Raw genomic sequence first — 18,305 nt, forward strand, 5'->3', positions numbered from 1 at the left:
CTCCCTTCGTTTGCCGCCCGGTGGTGCAGCAGACCGAGTCCAGCGCGCGCCGTAATCTCGTCGGGGGGCGGCGGTGCGGCGCGCGCCCCCCCCGCCCCGGGGGGGGACCCGCGGGGGCGGCCGCGGGGGGGGGGGCGGCGCGGCGCCGCCCCACGGCCCGTGCCCGCCAGTGCCGTGGGCCCCGCACTGCGACCCCCTCCGGGCTTGCCAGGCCACGGCGCGGGCCGGCGACCGCGCGAGCGGCCACCGAGGCCCCCGTCTCTCGTGGCCGCCGGCCCTCGTGGTCACCGACTCCCCCACCCGCCCCTTCTCTCTCTTCTTCCGCTCCCCCGCCCGGTGACCGTCGGTCGCCGCGGCGCGCTCCATCCGAAAGGACCCCAGATGACTCCGACCCTGCGCACCGCGCGCATCGTGCTCGCCCCCTACCGCCCCGAGGACGAGGACGCCTTCGTCGGCCTGCTGCGCGACGAGGAGGTGTGCCGCTGGATGGGTCAGGAACGGTCTCCCGAGGCGGATCTCCGGGCCGCGTTCCGGGTGATCGTGAACGAGATCTACCCCGAGAACCGGTTCGATCTGTGGGCCCTGTGGGTGGAGGGCGCCTACGTGGGCCACGCGGAGATCAAGAAGACCGGCAACGTCGACGGCTACGAGGTCATCGCCGCCTTCGTGCGCGACAGTTGGGGCAAGGGGCTGGGCTCCGAACTCGCCAGGGAGCTGATCCGCTACGCCGCCGAGACGCTCCGGGTCGACCGGGTCTACGGCATGGTGGGCGCGGAGAACACGGCGAGCCTGGCGCTGTGCGCGCGGCTGGGCTTCACGTTCGTCCGCGACGTGGTGGGCGACGACGGCTCGGTGACGAAGATGGTGGTCCGCCCGACCGGGGCCGCCCCCGACGAGGTCGCGCATCCGGCCGAGAGCGCCACCCCAGGCCAGCCCGCGCCGTCGGCTGACCCCCGGCCCTGAGCGCGCGCCGACCGGGAGCGGGCCGCCGCGCTCCCTCACGAGCGGCCCGCCCCGAGGACCCCGCGCCCCGCTGGGCGCCCTGACCCCCGGTACTCCGACTACGGGCCCGGCACGCCGACGCGGGGTGACCGGGCCGATCGGCGACGCCTCCCGCGAGACGTCCGCCCGGGCGCTGTGGCGACCTCGCGACGGCTTCGGCCTGGTGCGGTCAGTGCCCGGCCTGTGAGCGGTCGTTCGCCAACGCGGCACGAGCCGCTTCCATGAAGGCGTAGCGGGAGTCGCGCTTGCCCCGGCTCTGCTCGGACGAGGCGGAGTTGCGTATGTGGGTGTGCAGCACCGTGGTGTACGCGTGGGCCGCCTGGGCCGTCTCCCGCGCACAGGTCAACTCGACGGCCTTCTTCGCCAGCCACAGGTCGTGGAGCTTCTCGTCCGCGGAGTCCGAGGCGGGCAGCCCCAGCTTCCGGCGGTCCAGTATCAGCTCGACGCGCTGGGCGGCGGCGAGGAACTCCAGCATGGCCTCCTTGCGCTCGGCGCGTTCGTTCTCCGCGCGGTGTCGCCGGTCGCGTTGCAGATCGACCCGTGTCGCCAGGTACTGCCCGACGAGGGTCCCCGCGGTTCCCAGGAGCACACCGATCAGGGCGAGGACCGTGCCTCCGGTCATTCCATCCATGGCGCACATCCTGACGGATGGTCACCGGACCGTGCGGGTGACGGGCGGCGGCCCGTGGTGCCGGCCGGCCGCCGCCCCGTCGTACCCGGGTCCGTCGAGGCTCAGCGCGTGACGTCCACGAAGATCGGGTTGGTGTAGAACCAGGTGTCGAGCCACGGGTCGCCCTTGCCGGGCTCGTGCGGCAGCGGGCCGTGGGGGTCGACGCTCGCGCCGAGGAGGCCCGCCCCGTGACGCTGGCCGTCGCTGCCGCGCAGTCGCAGGTAGAACGGGTGGTCGGCGCGCCCGACCGGGATGCGCAGGGTGTACGTACCACGGCGGCCCAGCACGTCGGCTGTGTGCGTGACCCGGGTGTCGGGGGCGCGCCAGCTGTCGCGGTCGGCGACCGGGCCCCGGACCGCGCCGCGGATGACGTCGACGTGGTGCAGGCGGGGCAGCACACCGTGCGGGTTGCGGCGGGACGCGGCGGTGACGGTCACGGTGAGGGTGAGGCGCTCGCCGCGTCGGGCCCGCAGCCGGCCGCCGAGGGTGGCGCTGCCGCCGCGTTCGCCGCGCACCGTGACGTCGATGCCGTCGAGGAGGTGGCCGTGGTCGACCCAGACGCGCCCGGCCCGCAATCCCGCCATCACGTCGCGGTAGCCGTAGCGGGTGACGCCCACGTGGGTGCGGCTGAACTGGCCGGGCCAGAAGTCGCCGCCGGGCTGCGGTTCGGTGGTGTTGTACGGGTCGGGGAGGCGGCCGGTGTTGTCGAAGTTCTCGCCGGGTGCCCAGGCACCGTTGACCCAGGTGTCCTGGGCGACGCGGTGGACGTCGGAGTTGGAGGTGATGGTGAAGAGCTTGCCCTCCGCCAGCATGGCGTCCCACAGGCCGCCCACGGTCGCGGTGGCCCAGTCGAAGCCGCCGTGGGTGACGTACGCCTCGCGCGGGTAGCCGGGCCAGGAGTCCACCGAGGGTGAGTTGGTGTACTCGCCCCGGACGTTGGTGTCCGCGTGCCAACCCGGGATCGCGCCGGCCTGGGCGCCGGGGGCGCCCTCCATGCCGATCATGATGTCGGGGGCGGCGTCGCGCCAGCCGCGCAGTTCGTGCGGGGAGTCGATGCCGAGCCGCATGGGGTGGTTGGCGAGGACCAGGACGTCGTCGACGTAGCGGGTGCGGCGCTGTTCGGCCAGCCACCTGAGGGCCTTGAGCGCGTGTGCCTCGTTGCGCGGGGTGTCCGGGTGGCTGGGGGCGCCGGCCGTGTAGCCGAGCAGCTTGCCGTCGAATGCCTTCTCGAAGCGGGTCAGCAGGTCGACCTCGTGCCGTCCGGGCGGCGAGAAGACGGTGCCGTGTTCGGCGCCGGGGATGTACCACTCCAGGCCCTGGAAGATCAGCATGCGTCTGTTCTCGGCGCGGGCTCGCAGTATCTCGCGGTGCTCGCGCGCCGCGCCGAACTCGGCGTGGCCGGTGTTGCTGTGCTCGGTGAAGACCATCCAGTCCAGGCCGAACCGTCGTCCCGCCGAGGCGATCTGGGAGAACGTGTACTTGGCGTCGTGGCTGTAGACGGTGTGGTTGTGATGGTCGCCGACCAGGTAGACCAGGTGGGGAGCGTGGCCGGGTCCTCCTCCGTGGTGGCCGTGCCCTCCTCCGTGGTGGCCGTGGCCGTGGGCCAGCGCGGGCAGCGGCAGGGAGGCGGCGGCGAAACCCGCCCCGAACAGGCCGGCGCGGCGCATCAGCCCTCGGCGGCTGAGCCCCTGCGGGTCGAGCGACTCCGCGGGCACCTGGGGGTCGGCCCATTCGGGCACGGGGTGGGTCATGGGGTGCGCTTCTCCTTCGTGCGGGCTTCGTGCAACGAGGAGGATTTCCGGAGCGCGGGGCCAGGGGGTGAACCGGGGCCGACGTCTGGGGGTCGCCCCCGTGGCGTGCTGGGCGCGTGGCCGGGTCTTCGGCGGTTGGCGACCGGGGCGCCACGGTGGGTCACGGCGGGCCGGCGGCGGTGTGTGCGGATCGCCGCCTGGGGCGCCGTCGGCGTCCACCGGCTGTCCGGGTGTGGTCGACGGCCTCGACGGTGTCGGCGGTGGCTGGGGGACGTGCTCCTACGGGCCCGGTGTGGTGGTGGCGCGGTGGCGCCGGGAGCCTCGTTGGTCGCGTACGCGGCGCACGAGGTCGTCGGCGGCCTGTGGCCATGCGGCGTGCTCGAAGGTGAAGCCCGCGGCGAGCAGCCGACCGGGGGTGACCCGCCGGCTCTTCAGCAGCAGCTCGGTGTCCGAGCGCAGCGCGAGCGCGCCGACCTCGGCCATCCAGGCCGTCGCGGGCAGGCCCACCGGCATGCCCCAGGCGGCGCGCAGCGCGCGCATGAACGCGCGGTGCGGCAGGGGGGCGGGGGCGGCGAGGTTCACCGGACCGCTGATGTCGTCCCGACTGATCAGCAGCTCGACCGCGCGGACGAAGTCGTGGTCGTGAATCCAGGAGACGTACTGCCCGCCTCCCGCGACCGGGCCGCCGAGACCGAGTCGGACCATGCGCAGCAGGACGTCGAAGACGCCGTCGCGGTCGGGGCTCATGACCATGGCGGAGCGCAGGGCGACCTTGCGGGTGTGGGGGGTCTCGGCCTGTTCCTGTGCCCGCTCCCAGTTCCTGGCGATCCTGACGCTGTAGGACCAGTAACGTGGCACGTCGGGTTCCGAGCCGCCGAGGATGCCGGTCGCCTCGTCGTTAAGCGCGTCGAAGCGGTGGGCGTAGATGGTGGCGGTGCTCATCTGCAACCAGACGCGTGGCGGCTGGGAGGCGGCGGCGATCGCCTGGCCCACCACGTGGGCCGAGTCCACGCGGGAGTCCATCATGGCGCGCAGGTTGGCCGGGGTGTAGCGGCAACTGACGCTGCGTCCGGCCAGGTTGACCACGACGTCGCTGCCGTCGATCTCCCGGGCCCACGGTCCCAGGGTGTGACCGTCCCAGGGAACCTCCCGCTCACGCGTCGGCTTCCTGGTCAGGATCACGACCTCGTGGCCCGCGTCGGTCAGCGCCCGGTCCAGGATCGTGCCCACCTGTCCGGTCCCGCCAGCGAGCACCATCCTCATCGGGCTTCCTCCTTCGTCCGTGTGGACGAGCCTAGACGCCTCCTTTGAAGGGGGCTCGGGCACCCCGTGCGGCGGACCTCGGACGACCGGGCGCGCTGCGGCGCGGCCCGGGAGGAGGGGCCGGTGGAGCGGGCGCGGTACGCGCCGACCGGGCGTCCCGGGTCGGCGCCGCGCCGGCGGTGGTGTTCGCGCCGGGGTCGTCGCGGGTGCGGATGTCCTGCCGGTCGGCGACGGTCAGTCCGGTCGGCCGCCGTCGGGTGGGCCGGCGGTGGCAGCCGCCTGTCGCAGCGCGTCCAACAGGCCGCGCAGGGCCGGCTGTTCCAGGGCGATCTCCCGTACGACGGCGGCGACCACCCGTACCGGCTCGGGGTTGCGGACCGGGCGTACGGCGACTCCGGGGTGCCGGTCGCGCAGTCCCAGCCTGGGCATCAGGCCGACGCCCAGACCCGCGGCGACGAATCCCTGCGCGGTGGCGTAGTCCTCGCTCTGGATGACGAAGTCGGGGCTGAAGCCGGCCGCCGCGCAGGAGTCGGTGACCGGCTCCAGACAGGGGCCGGGCGGCTCGCTGCCGACCCACTGTTCGCCGGCCAGTTCGTTCAGGTCGATGACCTCCTTGTCGGCGAGCGGATGGCCTAGGGGCAGTACGGCGGCGTACGGGTCGTCGAGGAGGTGGACGGCGCGGAAGCCGGGGCCGACGGGGGCGCGTTCCTGTACGACGACGGCCAGGTCGGGCTGGTCTGGCCTCACTTCGCGGCGCGGGTCGTTGGTGAGGTTGAGGTCGATCCGGATGCCCGGGTGCTCGGCGCGGAACCCGGCGAGGGCGGGCGCCACGAGCGTGGAGCCGGCGGTGGCGAAGTAGTGGACGCCCAGACGGCCGGTGCGGCCGGCGCGGAGGTCGGCGAGCGCGGTCTCCGCCTGGGCGACCGCCGCGCTGATCAGGGCCGCGTGCTCGGTGAGCAGCAGGCCGGCGGGGGTGGGGCGGACGCCGCGGCCGACTCGTTCCAGCAGGGCCGTGCCGGCCTGTCGCTCCAGCGCGGCCACCTGTTGGCTGACGGCGGAGGGTGTGTAGCCGAGGTGTGCCGCGGCGGCGGTGACCGTTCCACTGGTGACCACCGCGCGGAGGACCTGCAGTCGCCTCACATCAAGCATGTAGCTCAGCTTAACGGACCTGGTTCAACTGTTTGCTTGTCGTCACAGCTGGGTTCGGGCACTTTCGAGAGGCGGCCCCGCACCGCGCGGCGGCCGGTCGGGGGGTCCGTCGTCGAACCGGTCGCCGAGAGTCCTGGGGGAAAGCGTCGTGAACAGTGGTGCACGGAGCCTGTCGGGTGGGGTGCGGGTGGTGGCGCTCGCCCTGTTGTGGGGCTCGACCTTCCTCTGGATCGAGTTGGCGTCGCGGGGGCTCTCACCCCTCCAGGTCACGTTCACGCGCTGTGTTCTGGGCGCGCTCGTCCTCGTCGTCACCTGCTGTGTGACGGGGCACCGGCTGCCCCGGGGTGTCGCCACCTGGCGTCACATCGCCGTCGCGGCCCTCTTCTGCAACGCCCTGCCGTTCGCGTTGTTGAGCCTGGGCCAGCAGACCGTCGGCTCCGGCCTCGCGGGCGTGCTGAACGCCACGACCCCGCTGTGGTCGACCGCTCTGGGCCTGGCGCTGAGGACGGAGCGGGGGCTGCCTCCCGTGCGGCTGGCGGGTCTCCTGCTCGGCTTCGCCGGCGCCGTCGTCATCTTCGCCCCCTGGCACACGACACGGGCGACCGGCTGGGGCGCCCTCGCCATCCTCGGGGCAGCCGCGAGCTACGCCGTCGCGTTCACGTACATGGGGCGCACCCTGGTCCGCAAGGGCACTCCCACCCTCTCGCTCTCCGCCGCCCAACTCGTCGCCGCGAGCGGGCTGACCGCCCTCGCGGTGCCGGTCGGCGGCCTGGGCCCGATCGACCCCGGCCCGATCGTCGTGACCGCCGCCGTCGCCCTCGGCGTCCTGTGCACCGCGATCACCTTCCACCTCACCTACCGGATCATCAACGACGAGGGCGCCACCAACGCGGCGGTGGTCGGCTATCTGCTGCCCGTCGTCTCCGTGCTGCTCGGCGCGGTCTTCCTGGGTGAGGAGCTCAGCGCGCGCGTGATGTCGGGCATGGTCGTCGTGCTCGCGGGTGTGGGAATGACGCGCTGGCGCGGGGCCGCGTCCTCTCCCCGGCAGCGGCCCCCCGAGCGGCCGTCCGTGGGTGGGTCGGACGGCGGGGCGCGGGGCGAGGTGACCGCGGGCGGGGCGGAGCCGCGTGCCTGAGTGTGACGGGTGGGTCGAGAGCCCGAGTGGGGTGGGTACGCGCGGCGGCCCGGGGCCGCCGCGCGTGCTGGCCCTCCCGTACGGGAGCCGGGCGGTGTCGCCGGTGACGCCACGCTCCGGGTCGCGACGGGGCCGCGTCCCCCTCGGCCGCCCCCTGGCTCGTACGGGACGCGGCCGGAGATGGCTTCCGAGCGGCCACCTCCCGGGTCCGCCGAGCTCGGGTGGTGCTCAGGCGTGAGGGGTCGGGGTGGGCCCACTGGTCGTTCAGCCCGTGCGGATGGGTCCCTGTGAGCCATGTGGCGGGGTGGTTCTGGGTCCACCCCGGCGGGGGTGCTGGGCCGCTGGTGGGCCGAACGGGCCGTTCGTAGCGTGGTGTTCATGAACGAGAACACGAACGAAGAACGAAACGGCACCACCCGGCGGACGGCGCTGCGCGGACTGGGGCTCTCCGTGGGAGGCATGGCGCTGGCCACCGGGCTCGCGACCTCGCCGGCCGCGGCGGCCCCGCGTCGGGGGCCGGGAACCTATGTGCTGGTGCACGGTACCCACAGCGCCGGCGCGTTCTGGATGCCCATCGCGCGGGAACTGGCGCTGCGCGGCCACCGCGTCGTCATGGTGGACCAGCCCCGGCACGGCACGGAGGCCTTCGTGGCGGAGTCGTACCAGCGACAGGATCTCGCGGCGATGGCGGTCGAACCCTCCCCCCTGAAGGGCCTCGGGTTGGACGACTACGAGGCGCGCGTCACGGGCATCGTGCGGCAGGCCGCGCGAAGCGGCCCGGTGGTACTGGTCGGACACAGTCTGGGGGGCGTGTCGGTCAGCCGTGTCGCCGACGCCGTCCCGCACCTGCTGCACCACATCTGCTACATGGCGGCCTTCTGTCCCAGCCGCGTCCTGCCCACCGCGGACGCCTGCACGGCGGCGCCCGAGAACGCGAACGCCGTCAGCCCGGTGGAACTGACGGTGGGTGACCCGGACCGACTCGGGGTACTGCGGCTGAACTTCCGTACGGCGGTCAGCGCCGAGTTGGCCCTCCTGAAGGAGATGATCTGCGCGGACTATCCCGACCCCGACTTCCGCCGCACACTGGCCGGCATGCAGACCGACGAGCCCATCGCCGCCTACGCGGGCCGAGCGGTCGGCCGGGCCAGCGGCTGGGGACGCGTTCCCCGCACGTACCTGCGATTCGGCAAGGACCGGACGATCGCCACCGCGCTCCAGGACAGGATGATCGCGGAAGCCGACGCGTCCACCCCCGGCAACCGCTTCCGCGTGCACGACTTCCCCGAGGCGTCACACGTCGGCCCGCTGGATCCCACTCCGGTCGCGAACGTCCTGGACACGCTCGCGCGGCAGGCAGGCTAGCTCCCGCCCGGTGGATCACGACCCTCGCCTGGGCGGGGACGAGGTCACGGGGACGGTCCTGCCCACGCCCAGGCGGCGGGGAACGCGACGGTCCGTCGTGACGTGGCACTCGGCGGGGACCGACCCGGTGCGCTGGGCCCGAAGCCGGCGGCGTGGTCGCGGCCCGCTCGCCTCGCGGGCGGGCGCCGGCTGCCTCCCTCCTCTCCGGTGGCCGCGGGGGCTCGGTCGCCGGAGAGGAGGTGTGGGCCGTGGTGGGGTGGGCGGTGGTGCGGGCTGGCGGCATCCGGTTCGCTTCCCGGACGGGCTCAGGGCCGGTCGAGGCCGCGAGGCTGGGTCATGGTCAGGTGTGGGCTGGCTGCGGGGTGTCCAGGTGGAGCGGGTGGGCGTCGAGCCAGCGGCCCTCGGGCTGGCCGAAGTCGGTGCCGTCCCAGATCACCTGGCCTCGGCGGACGGTGACGTCGACGTGACCGGTGAAGGTCCACCCCTCGTAGGCTGACCACCGGTGCTTGGTGTGCGCCTTGTCGGCGGACATGTGCCAGGTGGTGTCGGGGTCGAAGATGACGAAGTCGGCGTCGAGCCCTTCGACCAGGGCGCCCTTGTGCCGGTCGAGGCCGAACAGGGCGGCCGGGTGTGCCGCGCACAGCCGGGCCAGCGTGGTCAGGTGGTCGTCGACCGGGGTGTCGGGGAAGCGGCGGCGCAGCCCGGTGTAGACGGCGATCAGGAGCTCCTGCACACCGGGCAGGCCGGGTGGGGCGTCGGGGGCTGGGCGCGCCTTCTCCTCGGTGGTGTGGGGGGCGTGGTCGCTGCCGAGTGTGGTGATGGTCCGCGACGTCACCGCCTGCCACAGGCTCCGCTGGTCGCGGTCCTCCCGGATGGCTGGGCTGAGGCGGATGCGGGCGCCCAGGCGTCGGGTGTCGGAGGCGGTGAAGGACAGGTGGTGCGGGGTGGTCTCGTAGGTCAGGGGTAGTCCCGCGGCGTGGGCGGCGTGCAGCAGTTCGGTCTCCTCGTGGGAGGAGACGTGCAGGATGTGGGCGGCGGTGCCGTACCGGCGCACCAGTTCGATGACCTTGGTGACGGCGACGATGCCCGCGCTGCGGGGCCGGTGGGCCTCGTAGGTGGCGTAGTCGGCGGGTTGGGTGTGGTTCCCGTCCAGGAGTCGGAAGATGCCGTCGTCCTCGGCGTGCAGGACTAGGCGCAGGTCGCGGTCGGCCGCGGTGGCGAAGACGCGGCCCAGGATGTCCGGGTCGCGGATGACGTGGGGGGCCGTGTGGTGGCCGGTCATGAAGATCTTGACGGAGGTGGCGATGCGGGGGGTGAGGTCGCGCAGGGCGTCGACGGTGTTCTCGCCCACGCCGAAGTGGAAGCGGTAGTCCACCAGGGACTGTCCGGCGATCAGCTCGGCCTTGGCCAGGGCCTGCTCGGGTGTGTGCAGGGGGGGTTGGGTGTTGGGCATGTCGATGACGGTGGTGACCCCGCCGGCAGCGGCGGCACGGCTGCCGTGGAACCAGGTTTCCTTGTGGGTCAGGCCGGGCGTGCGGAAGTGGACGTGCGAGTCGATGATCCCGGGCAGGACGTGGCGGCCCGCCGCGTCCAGGTGCTCGACCGCCGCGGGCAGGGGTGCCTGGGGGGTGGTCAGGACACGGGCGATGCGGCCGTCGGCGACGGCCAACGCCCCCTGGCGTACGCCGTCCGGCAGGACCAGGCGCGCGTTGGTGACCAGGAGGTCGTAGGGCTTGGTCAGCGGGGCTGTGTGGTCCATGGTGCGCTCACCAGCTCTCGGATCAGGTCGTTGGTGGGGCCCATGAGGCCGACGGCGCGCGCGTCACGGGCCAGTCGGTTCAGTGGGTGGTCGTGGAGGAAGCCGGCGCTGCCCAGCAGTCGCTGCGCCTGAAGGCACAGGTTTTCGGCTGAGCGCGCGGCCTGGAGCTTGGACAGCAGGGTCGTGGTGCCGGGGTCGTGGCTGTCGCGCCGGCCGGCGCTGTGGACCAGGGCCCTGAGCGCGGCCATCTCGGCGGCCAGGTCGACCAGCCGGTGGCGCACCGCCTGGGCCTGGTCGAGCCCCAGGCGGCGGGTGTGGGCGAGCACCAGGGCCCAGGCGGCCTCGGCGATACCCAGGGAGACCGCGCCCAGTGTGGCGCCGGATTCGCGGACGCCGGCGATGATGCGCGTCGCCTGGCCCTCCCCGCCAAGGACGCTGGTCTTGGGGACGGCGCAGTCGTGGAGTTCGACGAAGCCGGTGGCCGAGGCGCGCATGCCCACCAGGTTCATGCCGGTGTCGGCGACCAGTCCCTCGTTGGCGGCCGGGATGAGGAAGAAGGTCTGCCCCCTGCTTCCGTAGAGGCTGTCGTCGTGGGTGGGGGTGGAGGTCTGGGCCAGTACGAGGTAGAGCTGGGCCAGACCGGCTCCGGTGGTGAAGGTCTTGGCGCCGTTGAGGAGCCAGCCACCGGAGGTGCGTTCGGCGGTGGTGGCCAGGTTTCGCTTGGCCGCGCCCGCGCCGGTCTCGCTCCAGGCCGAGGCCGCGATCCACGCGCCGCTGGCCAGGCGCGGCAGGAACTGGCTCTTGTGGTGCTCGCTGCCCCACTCGTCGATGCGGGCGCTGACGGCGTAGTGCTGGAAGCAGATGATGGCCACCGACGGGTCGATGGCGGCGATCTGGCTGATGAGGCTGTTGGTGTGGGCCGCGGAGGCGCCGAGTCCGCCGTACTGCGGGGGGATGGCCGCCGCGAGGACGCCGCTGGAGCGTAGCTGGGTCAGGACCTCGTCGGTGAGGCGACCGCGCTCGTCGGCGGCCGGCGCGTCGCGGCGCAGCGCCTCGGCCAGTGCGGGGTATCGCTCACCCAGGTCGGTGTGGGGAGCATGGCGGTCCATCAGGCGTTCGCCGGCTGCCATGACAGGCTCTCCTGGTAGAGGTAGGTGCTCAGTTCGGGAATCCTGACCGGGCCACGGAGGTGGGCCTGTTTGTCGCTGACGCTGACCCACTGGAGGGCGGGTTGGTCGGTGCTGGTGTCCAGGGCCGCGGCGATGTTGGTGGTGCCGTGCGGGCTGTCGACGACGATGTTCTCCAGCCCGCCCCCGGCCTGTTCGAGCAGGCGCGCGGGGATGGTGTCGGGGATGGCCGTGGCGGCTGCCAGGCAGGTGGCTCCGGTCAGGGCGAGGGTCGGGTGCCAGGTGGGTACGGAGATGGCTCGTACCGCCAGACGGCCCGGCTCGTACGCGCCGACGGCCGCGATCTTGGGGAAGACGCTGTCGGCCGGCCAGCCCAGGGCGGTGGCGGCGGCGACCCGGATCTGCTGGAGGCACGCGTAGGTGTCGGGGCCGGCGCCGAAGAGGGCCTGGCGGCTGGTCAGGCCCAGTGAGGTCGCGTCGACGAAGACGTACGGGTTGCCGGTGGCTACCAGTGACGCCTCGTGCACGCCGCAGGCGGTCAGCAACGGATCGTGGGGGTTTCCCGTCAGGAGGAGGTCGTTGAGGGTCTTGTCGGGTTCCTGGACGAAGTGGACGGTGAAGGTGCCGGCGCCGCGTCGGGCCTCGTCGACCTCGCAGACGACGTGGTCCCCGTTGTTGAGGACGCGCACCCGTACGCGGCTGGCCGGGGCCAGGCTGGGCAGCCAGCCCCAGGTGTCGGCGACGAGCACCGAGGAGAGGATCGAGTGTCCGCAGCTGCCACGGAAGTCGAACTGGTCCAGGCCCTGGGGCAGGGCTTGGACGAAGCGGTAGTCCAGGTCGAAGAGCGGGTGTGCGGAGGGGCTGACCAGGGCGATCTTGAGTACGCCCTCGTGGCCGTGGTCGGCCAGCCAGGCGCGGGCGGTGGTGAGCACGGTCCGCAGGCCGGGTTCGTCGGAGGGGATCGGTCTCGCGTCGATCACGAGGGTGGGAGTGGGGGCGCCGACCGCCTGGGCGATGTGGGCGATCATGCCGGGACCGCCTGCCGGGCGCCTAAGGGTGCCAGGTGGAACTGCTCCAGCCACAGTTCGTGGATGAGCAGGGACCAGATGGCCAGCGCGTGGGAGTCGCGGGGGGTGGTGCTCTGGGATCGCAGCAGGTCCCGCACCGCCCGCGGGTCGAGTTGGCCGCGGGCCGCGAGTCGGTGCGGGGCGAGCATGTCGTGGGCGTAGTCCATCAGCGGCTGGCCCCGGGTGAGCATGGCCGTGATGGGCAAGGTGAAGGGCTGCTTGGGCCGGTTGAGCACGGAGGTGGGGAGCAGGCCACGGGCCGCCGCGTACAGGGCCTTCTTGACGCGGTCGCCTTCGATCCTCAGCGCGGCCGGCAGGGTGCGGGCGTAGCGGACGATCGCGGGCTGGCAGAAGGGCAGGCGTACCTCGACCGAGGAGGCCATGCTCAGGTGGTCGACGCGGCGCAGGTGGTAGGCCGGCAGACGGTGGGCGACCTCGAACTCGGTCACGGTGGTGAGCCGGTCGTCCGTGGAGGAGCGGAGGTGGTGCGTGAGACGGTCCTCGGCGGCGCCGTGCTCGGTGACGAAGTGACGGTACTCGCCGGAGTAGAGCGGTAGGCGCTCTTCCAGGGGGATGGCGGCCAGGGCGCGGACGTAGTCGGGTATCCAGTCGTCGGCGGGGCCCGCCTGCATGGCGGCCCTGATGCGGCCGTAGCCGGAGAACAGCTCGTCGGCGGCGTCACCCGTCAGGGCTACCTTGAAGCCTTCCTGGTGGACCTGGCGGAAGAGCGCGTAGGTGCTCAGGGTGATGGGGTCGGCGTTGGGTTGGCCCAGGTGCCACACGACGTCGGAGAGCAGTTTGGGGAACTCCGCGGGGTCGATCTCGACCTGGTGGTGGCGGGTGCGGTGGCGTTCGGCTACCTCGCGGGCGAAGGCGCGCTCGTCGGCGGGCCACGAGCCACGGTAGGCGATGTTGAAGCTGTGGAGTTCGGGCACGTGCTCGGCGGCCAGGGCCGTGATGAGGCTGGAGTCCAGTCCGCCGCTGGTGATGGCCGAGACGGGGACGTCGGCCAGGGTGAGGCGGCCCACCTCCGTGCGGAGGAGTTCCTGGAGGTGGGCGCCCGCCTCCTCCAGGCTGGTACGCGTCTGGGGCGCCGGGGCGGGCCGGCGGTGGACCAGGCGCAGCCCGCCTCCCCGGGTGAGCGTCGCCGTCGTGGCGGGCGGCAGGACCTTGACGCCCTCGAACATGGTCTGCTCGCCGAAGGGTGTCTTGGTGGCCAGATAGGCGTCCAGACCCGCTTCCCAGGGGCGGGCGGGGACGGCCGGGAAGGACAGCAGGGCGGGCAGCTCCGAGGAGAAGTACAGGTGCCCCTGGGCCGCGTCCCAGTAGTAGTAGAGGGGCTTCATCCCCACCTCGTCGGTGGCCAGGACCAGTTTCGGTTCCTCGCGCAGGTCGATGACGGCCAGCGCGTACATGCCGTCGAGGTGTTCGGCGAACTCCGTGCCGTACTCGGCGTACAGGGCCGGCAGGATGGAGCCGTCGCAACGGTCCGAGAAGCGGTGCCCTCGGGTGGTCAGGGTGTGGCGTAACGCGTCGTGGTTGTAGATCTCCCCGTTGAAGACCACGGTGATCTGGCCGTCCACATAGGGTTGGTCGCCGCCGTCGAGGTCCATGATGGCGAGCCGGTTGGTGCCCAGGCCCCAGTTGTCGCCGTTGACCAGGTACTGGGCGTCGGGGCCACCGTGTCGCTGGAGGGCGGCCACGGTCCTGAGCTCGTGGAGGGTGGCGCGGGTGTCGAAATGGCCGAATATCCTGCACATACGTATCACTTCACCTCGGTGGAAAGGTTGGCGCGCTCGTAGAGCACCGGGTCAAAGGGGGTGGGTCCGCCGCAGGTGGCGAACCGTCGGGCCGCCGGGTCGGTGGAGGGGTGCCGTGTGCCGTGGGGTACCCCGGGTGGGGCGAACAGGATGTCGCCGGGTGTGGCGTCGATCCACCGGCCGTCCAGGTGGAGCTGTCCGGTGCCCTCGAAGACGATGAAGGCTTCCTCGCTGTGGGGGTGGACGTGCACGTTGAAGTACTCGCCGGCCTGCATGAAGCCGCAGTGCAGGCACAGTTGGGGGCTGCCGGTTCCGGGCCAGAACAGGAAGTTCATGGGCGCGGTGCGGGTGGAGGCCGCCGCCTGGCCTGTTCCGGTGAAGCCGGTCAGCTGGGTGTCGCTGTTCCACAGACGGGAGAAGCGGGCCGGGCTGTGTCCCGGGGCGCGGCCTGGGAGCAGCCGGCTACGCCACACGTAGGCGGTGACCTCACCGGTGGGGGCGGCGGTCAGGGCCAGGGTGTCGCCGGTGGGTGAGTAGAGGGCGTCGGCGCGGGTGACGTCGCTGGTGTGGGGGCCTGACGCGGCGTGCCCCTCTCCGGCGAAGATCACCACGACGTTCTCCTCGGCCGGGGCCTGCTCCAGGGTCCACGTGCGGCCGGCGGGGACGCGCAGCACGTCCAGGCGGACGAGGTGCGCGCCCAGGTGCGGGCCGACCGCGGTCGCGGTCGCGACGCCCTGGTCGGTGGTGAAGGTGAGGTCGCTGGCGCGGATGATCGCGCCACGCATGTCAACGGTGGTCATGTCCGGATCCTTGGGTGGCGTGAAGGTGCTGGGGTGGGTTGGGTGTGACGGGCACGGTGGTGCCTACGGGGTCGGTGGTGTGGGCGGGTGCGCGGCGGTGGGTGGGCACCGGCGCGTGCGGCGGCGGGGCGCGCTGGAGGAGAGGCGAGGCTTGCGCCTCAGCGGGGCGAGGCGGGGCGGTGCCGGGCTTCGTCGCGGCGGCACAGCGGACCCGCGTCCGGTTCGTACGACGGTGCGCACGCCGCGTGTGAGCGGGCCGCGGCTGTCGCCCGGTTGGTCCGCGCCCGGGCCTGGCGCGGGTGTGGGGCCGGGGCGGCTCGCGGCGAGCGACGCGGTGGGGGCCGGGGTGCGCGGTGACGGAGCGTTTCTCCACTCCGCTCGCGGTCGTCACCCGCCGGGGTGGGCGGACCCGTCGACGGCCTGTCGCCTCGGCGGCGGTGATCGGCGGGCCTGGCGGCAGGGCCCCGGTGGCGACCGGGCCCGGCGCGCGGGTGCCTGGGCTACAGCGGCGTAGCGGGCGTGAGCGCGTACGGTCGCGACGGCTGGGCGGATACGCGCCCGGCGACGGGAGGGCGCGGGCGGGGCCGGCGGCGTTGGCTGGCGCGAGGCCGGCGCGTGAGGCGGCAACAGCCTGCCGGGCGGCCGGCACCACTTTGAGGTGGTGTGCCCGTCCCGGGCGGTACGGCGAGGGCGAGCGGGCCGGGCGGGCAGGACGCGGACCGTCGGTGGGGCCGGACCCGCGCGGTGGGGTGGGGGGTGGCGGGCCAGGCTGGGCGCAGGCCGCCACCGAGAAGGAGGTGGAGGCTGACGGTCAGCCAGTTGGCCCGGCGCAGGCCGGCGGCGAGTGCCTCGCCAGCGGAGCGGCGGAGGAGGGCGCGCCGGATGGGGCGGGCCGCGGCGTCGGTGGCGCGGGCGTACGTCGGGGTGGCGGAACGGGTGCTGGGCAGCGTCGGTCTGCTGGGATCCACGTGAGCGAGTGGGTGTGACACGGCATCCCCCGTCGGCGAGCCCGCTACTGCGGGCGGTAGCGATACTGGTCGAACTGTTCGGCGAACTTCTCCAGCTCCTCCTCGCTGGGCACCTGTTGACGGCTGAGCAGGTCGGCCAGCCCGTAGAAGAAGTTCTCCCGGTTGTTGCCGGGCATGAAGGCGATCAGCAGTTCGGCCGGGGCCCCGGAGTGGTTGGCGAATCCGTGGGGGGTGCCCGGGGGGACGTAGAGCGCCGTGCCGGCCTCGGCGGTCACCGGGGTCTGTCCGCGCAGCAGGCTCACCTCACCGGAGAGGACGACGAACAGCTCGGTCATCTCCTGGTGGAAGTGGGGTGCCGCGGAGGGGCCGTCGGGCGCCATCGACAGGGAGAACAGGCCGAGCTTGCCGCCCGTGGCCCGCGTGGGGATCAGCATCTTGCACACGTTGCGGCCGATCTGCGCCCGGTCGGCGTCTTCGGGTGTGCCCAGGTAGGACTCGTCGGTGTGGGTGTAGAGCGTCATGGTTGCCGTCCTTGTTCCACGAGGGCTATCTGCTCATCCAGGGCGGTGGGCTCCGGGGTGTCGGGGGCCGGAACGCCGTGCCGGAAGGGGTGGTTCGCGGGCACTTCGACGAGGTAGATCCGCACGCCGTCGGGGTCGGCCAGATGCATCTCCCACAGGCCCCAGGGCTCGGCCCGGGCCTCGCGGATCGGGCTCACCCCCTGGGTCAGGAGGTGGGCTCGGGTGCGGGCGAGGTTGCGCACCTGGAGCCAGAGGGCGGGCTGGTCGGCCAGTGGGGCTGGCGAGCGCCCGACGAGTTCCAGGAACCCTCCGCCCAGGTGGAAGACGGTCCCGCGTTCTGGGCCGCTGCCGAACTCCTGGTAGAGGGCGAGCCCCAGTTGGTCGCGGTAGAAGCGGCGGGACGCTTCGGGGTCGGTGGGGCGGATGACGATGCGGCTTGCCAGGATCTCCACGGTCGGCTGAGCCCTTTCTGGGCGGCGGTTGCGAGGGCGTGGCACGGCGGCTGGCGCCCGCCCGCTCAGGGTGCGGGCGGGCGCCGAAGACGTCAGGCCGCGGGGTCGGTGGCTTGGTTACGCATCCCCACGACGGCGGCGATCGCGCCGAGCAGGGCCATGACAGCGGTGAAGACAAAGGTGGTGAGGTAGTTGCCGGTGCCGGGGTCGGATCCCAGGATCAGGACCAGGACCGCCAGGCCGGCCGCCGAGAACACGTACTGCGTCGTGGTCAGCAGCGCCGCGCCGACTCCCTGGTTCTCGCCGGGGATCTCGGAGGTGGCGGAGATGAACAGGGCGGGGAAGGCGATGCCGTTTCCGACCCCGGACAGCAGCAGGCCGGGCAGCATGCCCAGCGCGTAGCCGTCCAGGTGTACGCCGATGGCCAGCAGGGTCAGGCCGACGGCCGCGGTGGCGAGTCCGACGGCGACCATCGTGCGTGCCGTATGGCGGGCGATGAACCGGTCGGTGATGGCGTTGCCGACGATCACCGTCAGGGTGAGCGGCAGGAAGCCCAGCCCGGCCTCCAGCGGGCTGAAGTGGTGCTCGTTTTGCAGGTACATGGTCACCAGGAAGAACTCGACGCCGATGCTGAGGACGTAGCAGGCGTCGACCAGGCAGGCGATCATCAGCGAGCGGGTCTTCCACAGCTGCCGGGCGATCAGCGGGTGCGCGCTGGAGCGCTCCCGGGCCACCCAGGCGATACCCAGCACCACGAAGCCGCCGAGGCCGAGCCAGGTGGACGGGGCGTCCACGCCCGCGTCGCCCAGCCGGCTCAGGCCCAGCACCAGCAGCAGGATCGCCCCGGTGCCGAACGCGGCGCTGAGCGCGTTCAGCGGGGTGGGCTCGCTGTCGCTTCGGCGGTGTCGGGGCAGCAGGTAGAAGCCGAACCCGATGATCAGGGCGGCCAGGGGGACGTTGACGATGAACACCCACTGCCAGGCGATCGCCGTCAGCAGGCCCCCGAGGACCACTCCGCCCACCAGGCCGACGGCGCCCACCGCGCCCCAGACCGTCATGGCCCGGTTGCGCTTGGGCCCGACCGGGAAGATCTGCTGGATCAGTCCGAGGGTGGAGGGGTCGAGCAGTCCGGCGCCAATGCCCTGCAGGGCACGGGCGATGATCAGGGTGGTGAAGTCGTCGGTGAGCGCGGCGGCCAGGGAGCTGACGCCGAAGAGCGCCGTCGCGCCGAGGAAGACCCGGCCGGCCCCGAAGCGGTCGCCGATACGGCCGCCGCTAAGCAGGAAGCCCGCGAAGAAGATCGCGTAGCCACTGACCACCCACTGCAGGGAGCTCTCCCCCAGGCTCAGGTCGGAGCCGATGCTGGGTAGCGCGACGTAGACGATGGAGAAGTCGAGGGTGGCCAGGAACAGGCCGCAACTGAGCACGACCAGAGACCAGAACTGCCTCGGGGCCATCTTCGCGCTCTCATCGCCCGTCGCGACCTGTGGCGTTGCTGGCGAAGCCGCTCGCGCCG

The 18,305-nt window shown here is 72.9% G+C and carries 14 protein-coding genes and 1 pseudogene; 3 read left to right on the forward strand and 12 right to left on the reverse strand.

The annotated features are described in order from the left end of the window. Positions 1–381 precede the first annotated feature (381 nt). Positions 382–963, forward strand: a complete 582-nt coding sequence (locus ACFVFR_RS29730; protein WP_383707321.1) for a GNAT family N-acetyltransferase — start codon at positions 382–384, stop codon at positions 961–963. A gap of 208 nt (positions 964–1,171) precedes the next feature. Here the strand turns inward: ACFVFR_RS29730 and ACFVFR_RS29735 are convergent, their stop codons facing one another. The 4 genes from ACFVFR_RS29735 to ACFVFR_RS29750 form a co-directional block, all read right to left on the reverse strand. Continuing rightward, positions 1,172–1,633 (reverse strand): hypothetical protein, encoded by a 462-nt coding sequence (locus ACFVFR_RS29735; RefSeq protein ID WP_383707323.1) that lies wholly within the window; start codon positions 1,631–1,633, stop codon positions 1,172–1,174. Between the two features lie 101 nt (positions 1,634–1,734). Further along, on the reverse strand, positions 1,735–3,423 hold the full coding sequence (locus ACFVFR_RS29740; RefSeq protein WP_383707325.1) for a histidinol-phosphatase: 1,689 nt from the start codon (positions 3,421–3,423) through the stop codon (positions 1,735–1,737). 279 nt (positions 3,424–3,702) lie between these two features. After that, positions 3,703–4,686, reverse strand: coding sequence for a TIGR01777 family oxidoreductase (locus ACFVFR_RS29745; protein WP_383707327.1), 984 nt, complete (start codon positions 4,684–4,686; stop codon positions 3,703–3,705). A 234-nt stretch (positions 4,687–4,920) separates the two neighbouring features. Further along, positions 4,921–5,835: a LysR family transcriptional regulator gene (locus ACFVFR_RS29750; RefSeq protein WP_383707329.1), complete on the reverse strand. Its 915-nt coding sequence runs from the start codon at positions 5,833–5,835 to the stop codon at positions 4,921–4,923. 148 nt (positions 5,836–5,983) lie between these two features. Between ACFVFR_RS29750 and ACFVFR_RS29755 the strand changes: the two genes are divergently transcribed. After that, entirely contained in the window at positions 5,984–6,970 is a 987-nt protein-coding gene (locus ACFVFR_RS29755) for a DMT family transporter (protein ID WP_383707331.1), read from the forward strand. Between the two features lie 459 nt (positions 6,971–7,429). After that, the gene (locus tag ACFVFR_RS29760) at positions 7,430–8,335 is read left to right on the forward strand and encodes an alpha/beta hydrolase (RefSeq protein ID WP_383707391.1); all 906 of its coding nucleotides are present in this window, start codon (positions 7,430–7,432) and stop codon (positions 8,333–8,335) included. A gap of 340 nt (positions 8,336–8,675) precedes the next feature. Here the strand turns inward: ACFVFR_RS29760 and ACFVFR_RS29765 are convergent, their stop codons facing one another. The 8 genes and pseudogenes from ACFVFR_RS29765 to ACFVFR_RS29800 form a co-directional block, all read right to left on the reverse strand. After that, positions 8,676–10,094, reverse strand: a complete 1,419-nt coding sequence (locus tag ACFVFR_RS29765; RefSeq protein WP_383707333.1) for a dihydroorotase family protein — start codon at positions 10,092–10,094, stop codon at positions 8,676–8,678. Beyond that, on the reverse strand, positions 10,073–11,224 hold the full coding sequence (locus ACFVFR_RS29770; RefSeq protein WP_383707335.1) for an acyl-CoA dehydrogenase family protein: 1,152 nt from the start codon (positions 11,222–11,224) through the stop codon (positions 10,073–10,075). The genes ACFVFR_RS29765 and ACFVFR_RS29770 overlap by 22 nt, the downstream gene beginning before the upstream one ends. Further along, positions 11,203–12,249 (reverse strand): PrpF domain-containing protein, encoded by a 1,047-nt coding sequence (locus ACFVFR_RS29775; RefSeq protein WP_383707337.1) that lies wholly within the window; start codon positions 12,247–12,249, stop codon positions 11,203–11,205. Before ACFVFR_RS29775 ends, ACFVFR_RS29770 begins: the two co-directional genes overlap by 22 nt. Continuing rightward, positions 12,246–14,048 (reverse strand): asparagine synthase (glutamine-hydrolyzing), encoded by a 1,803-nt coding sequence (gene asnB / locus ACFVFR_RS29780; RefSeq protein ID WP_383707339.1) that lies wholly within the window; start codon positions 14,046–14,048, stop codon positions 12,246–12,248. The genes ACFVFR_RS29775 and asnB overlap by 4 nt, the downstream gene beginning before the upstream one ends. 5 nt (positions 14,049–14,053) lie before the next feature. Then, the gene (locus ACFVFR_RS29785) at positions 14,054–14,848 is read right to left on the reverse strand and encodes a cupin domain-containing protein (RefSeq protein ID WP_383707341.1); all 795 of its coding nucleotides are present in this window, start codon (positions 14,846–14,848) and stop codon (positions 14,054–14,056) included. A 1,012-nt stretch (positions 14,849–15,860) separates the two neighbouring features. Then, a complete protein-coding gene (locus ACFVFR_RS29790) occupies positions 15,861–16,337 on the reverse strand; it encodes a cupin domain-containing protein (RefSeq protein ID WP_383707343.1) in 477 nt (158 codons plus the stop codon). A gap of 77 nt (positions 16,338–16,414) precedes the next feature. Continuing rightward, a pseudogene (locus ACFVFR_RS29795) lies at positions 16,415–16,783 on the reverse strand (VOC family protein); the annotation flags it as partial. 98 nt (positions 16,784–16,881) lie between these two features. Further along, positions 16,882–18,246, reverse strand: a complete 1,365-nt coding sequence (locus ACFVFR_RS29800) for an MFS transporter (RefSeq protein ID WP_383707345.1) — start codon at positions 18,244–18,246, stop codon at positions 16,882–16,884. Between the last annotated feature and the right edge of the window lie 59 nt (positions 18,247–18,305).

The organism is Streptomyces sp. NPDC057702 (assembly GCF_042799315.1).
GTDB lineage: Bacteria > Actinomycetota > Actinomycetes > Streptomycetales > Streptomycetaceae > Streptomyces.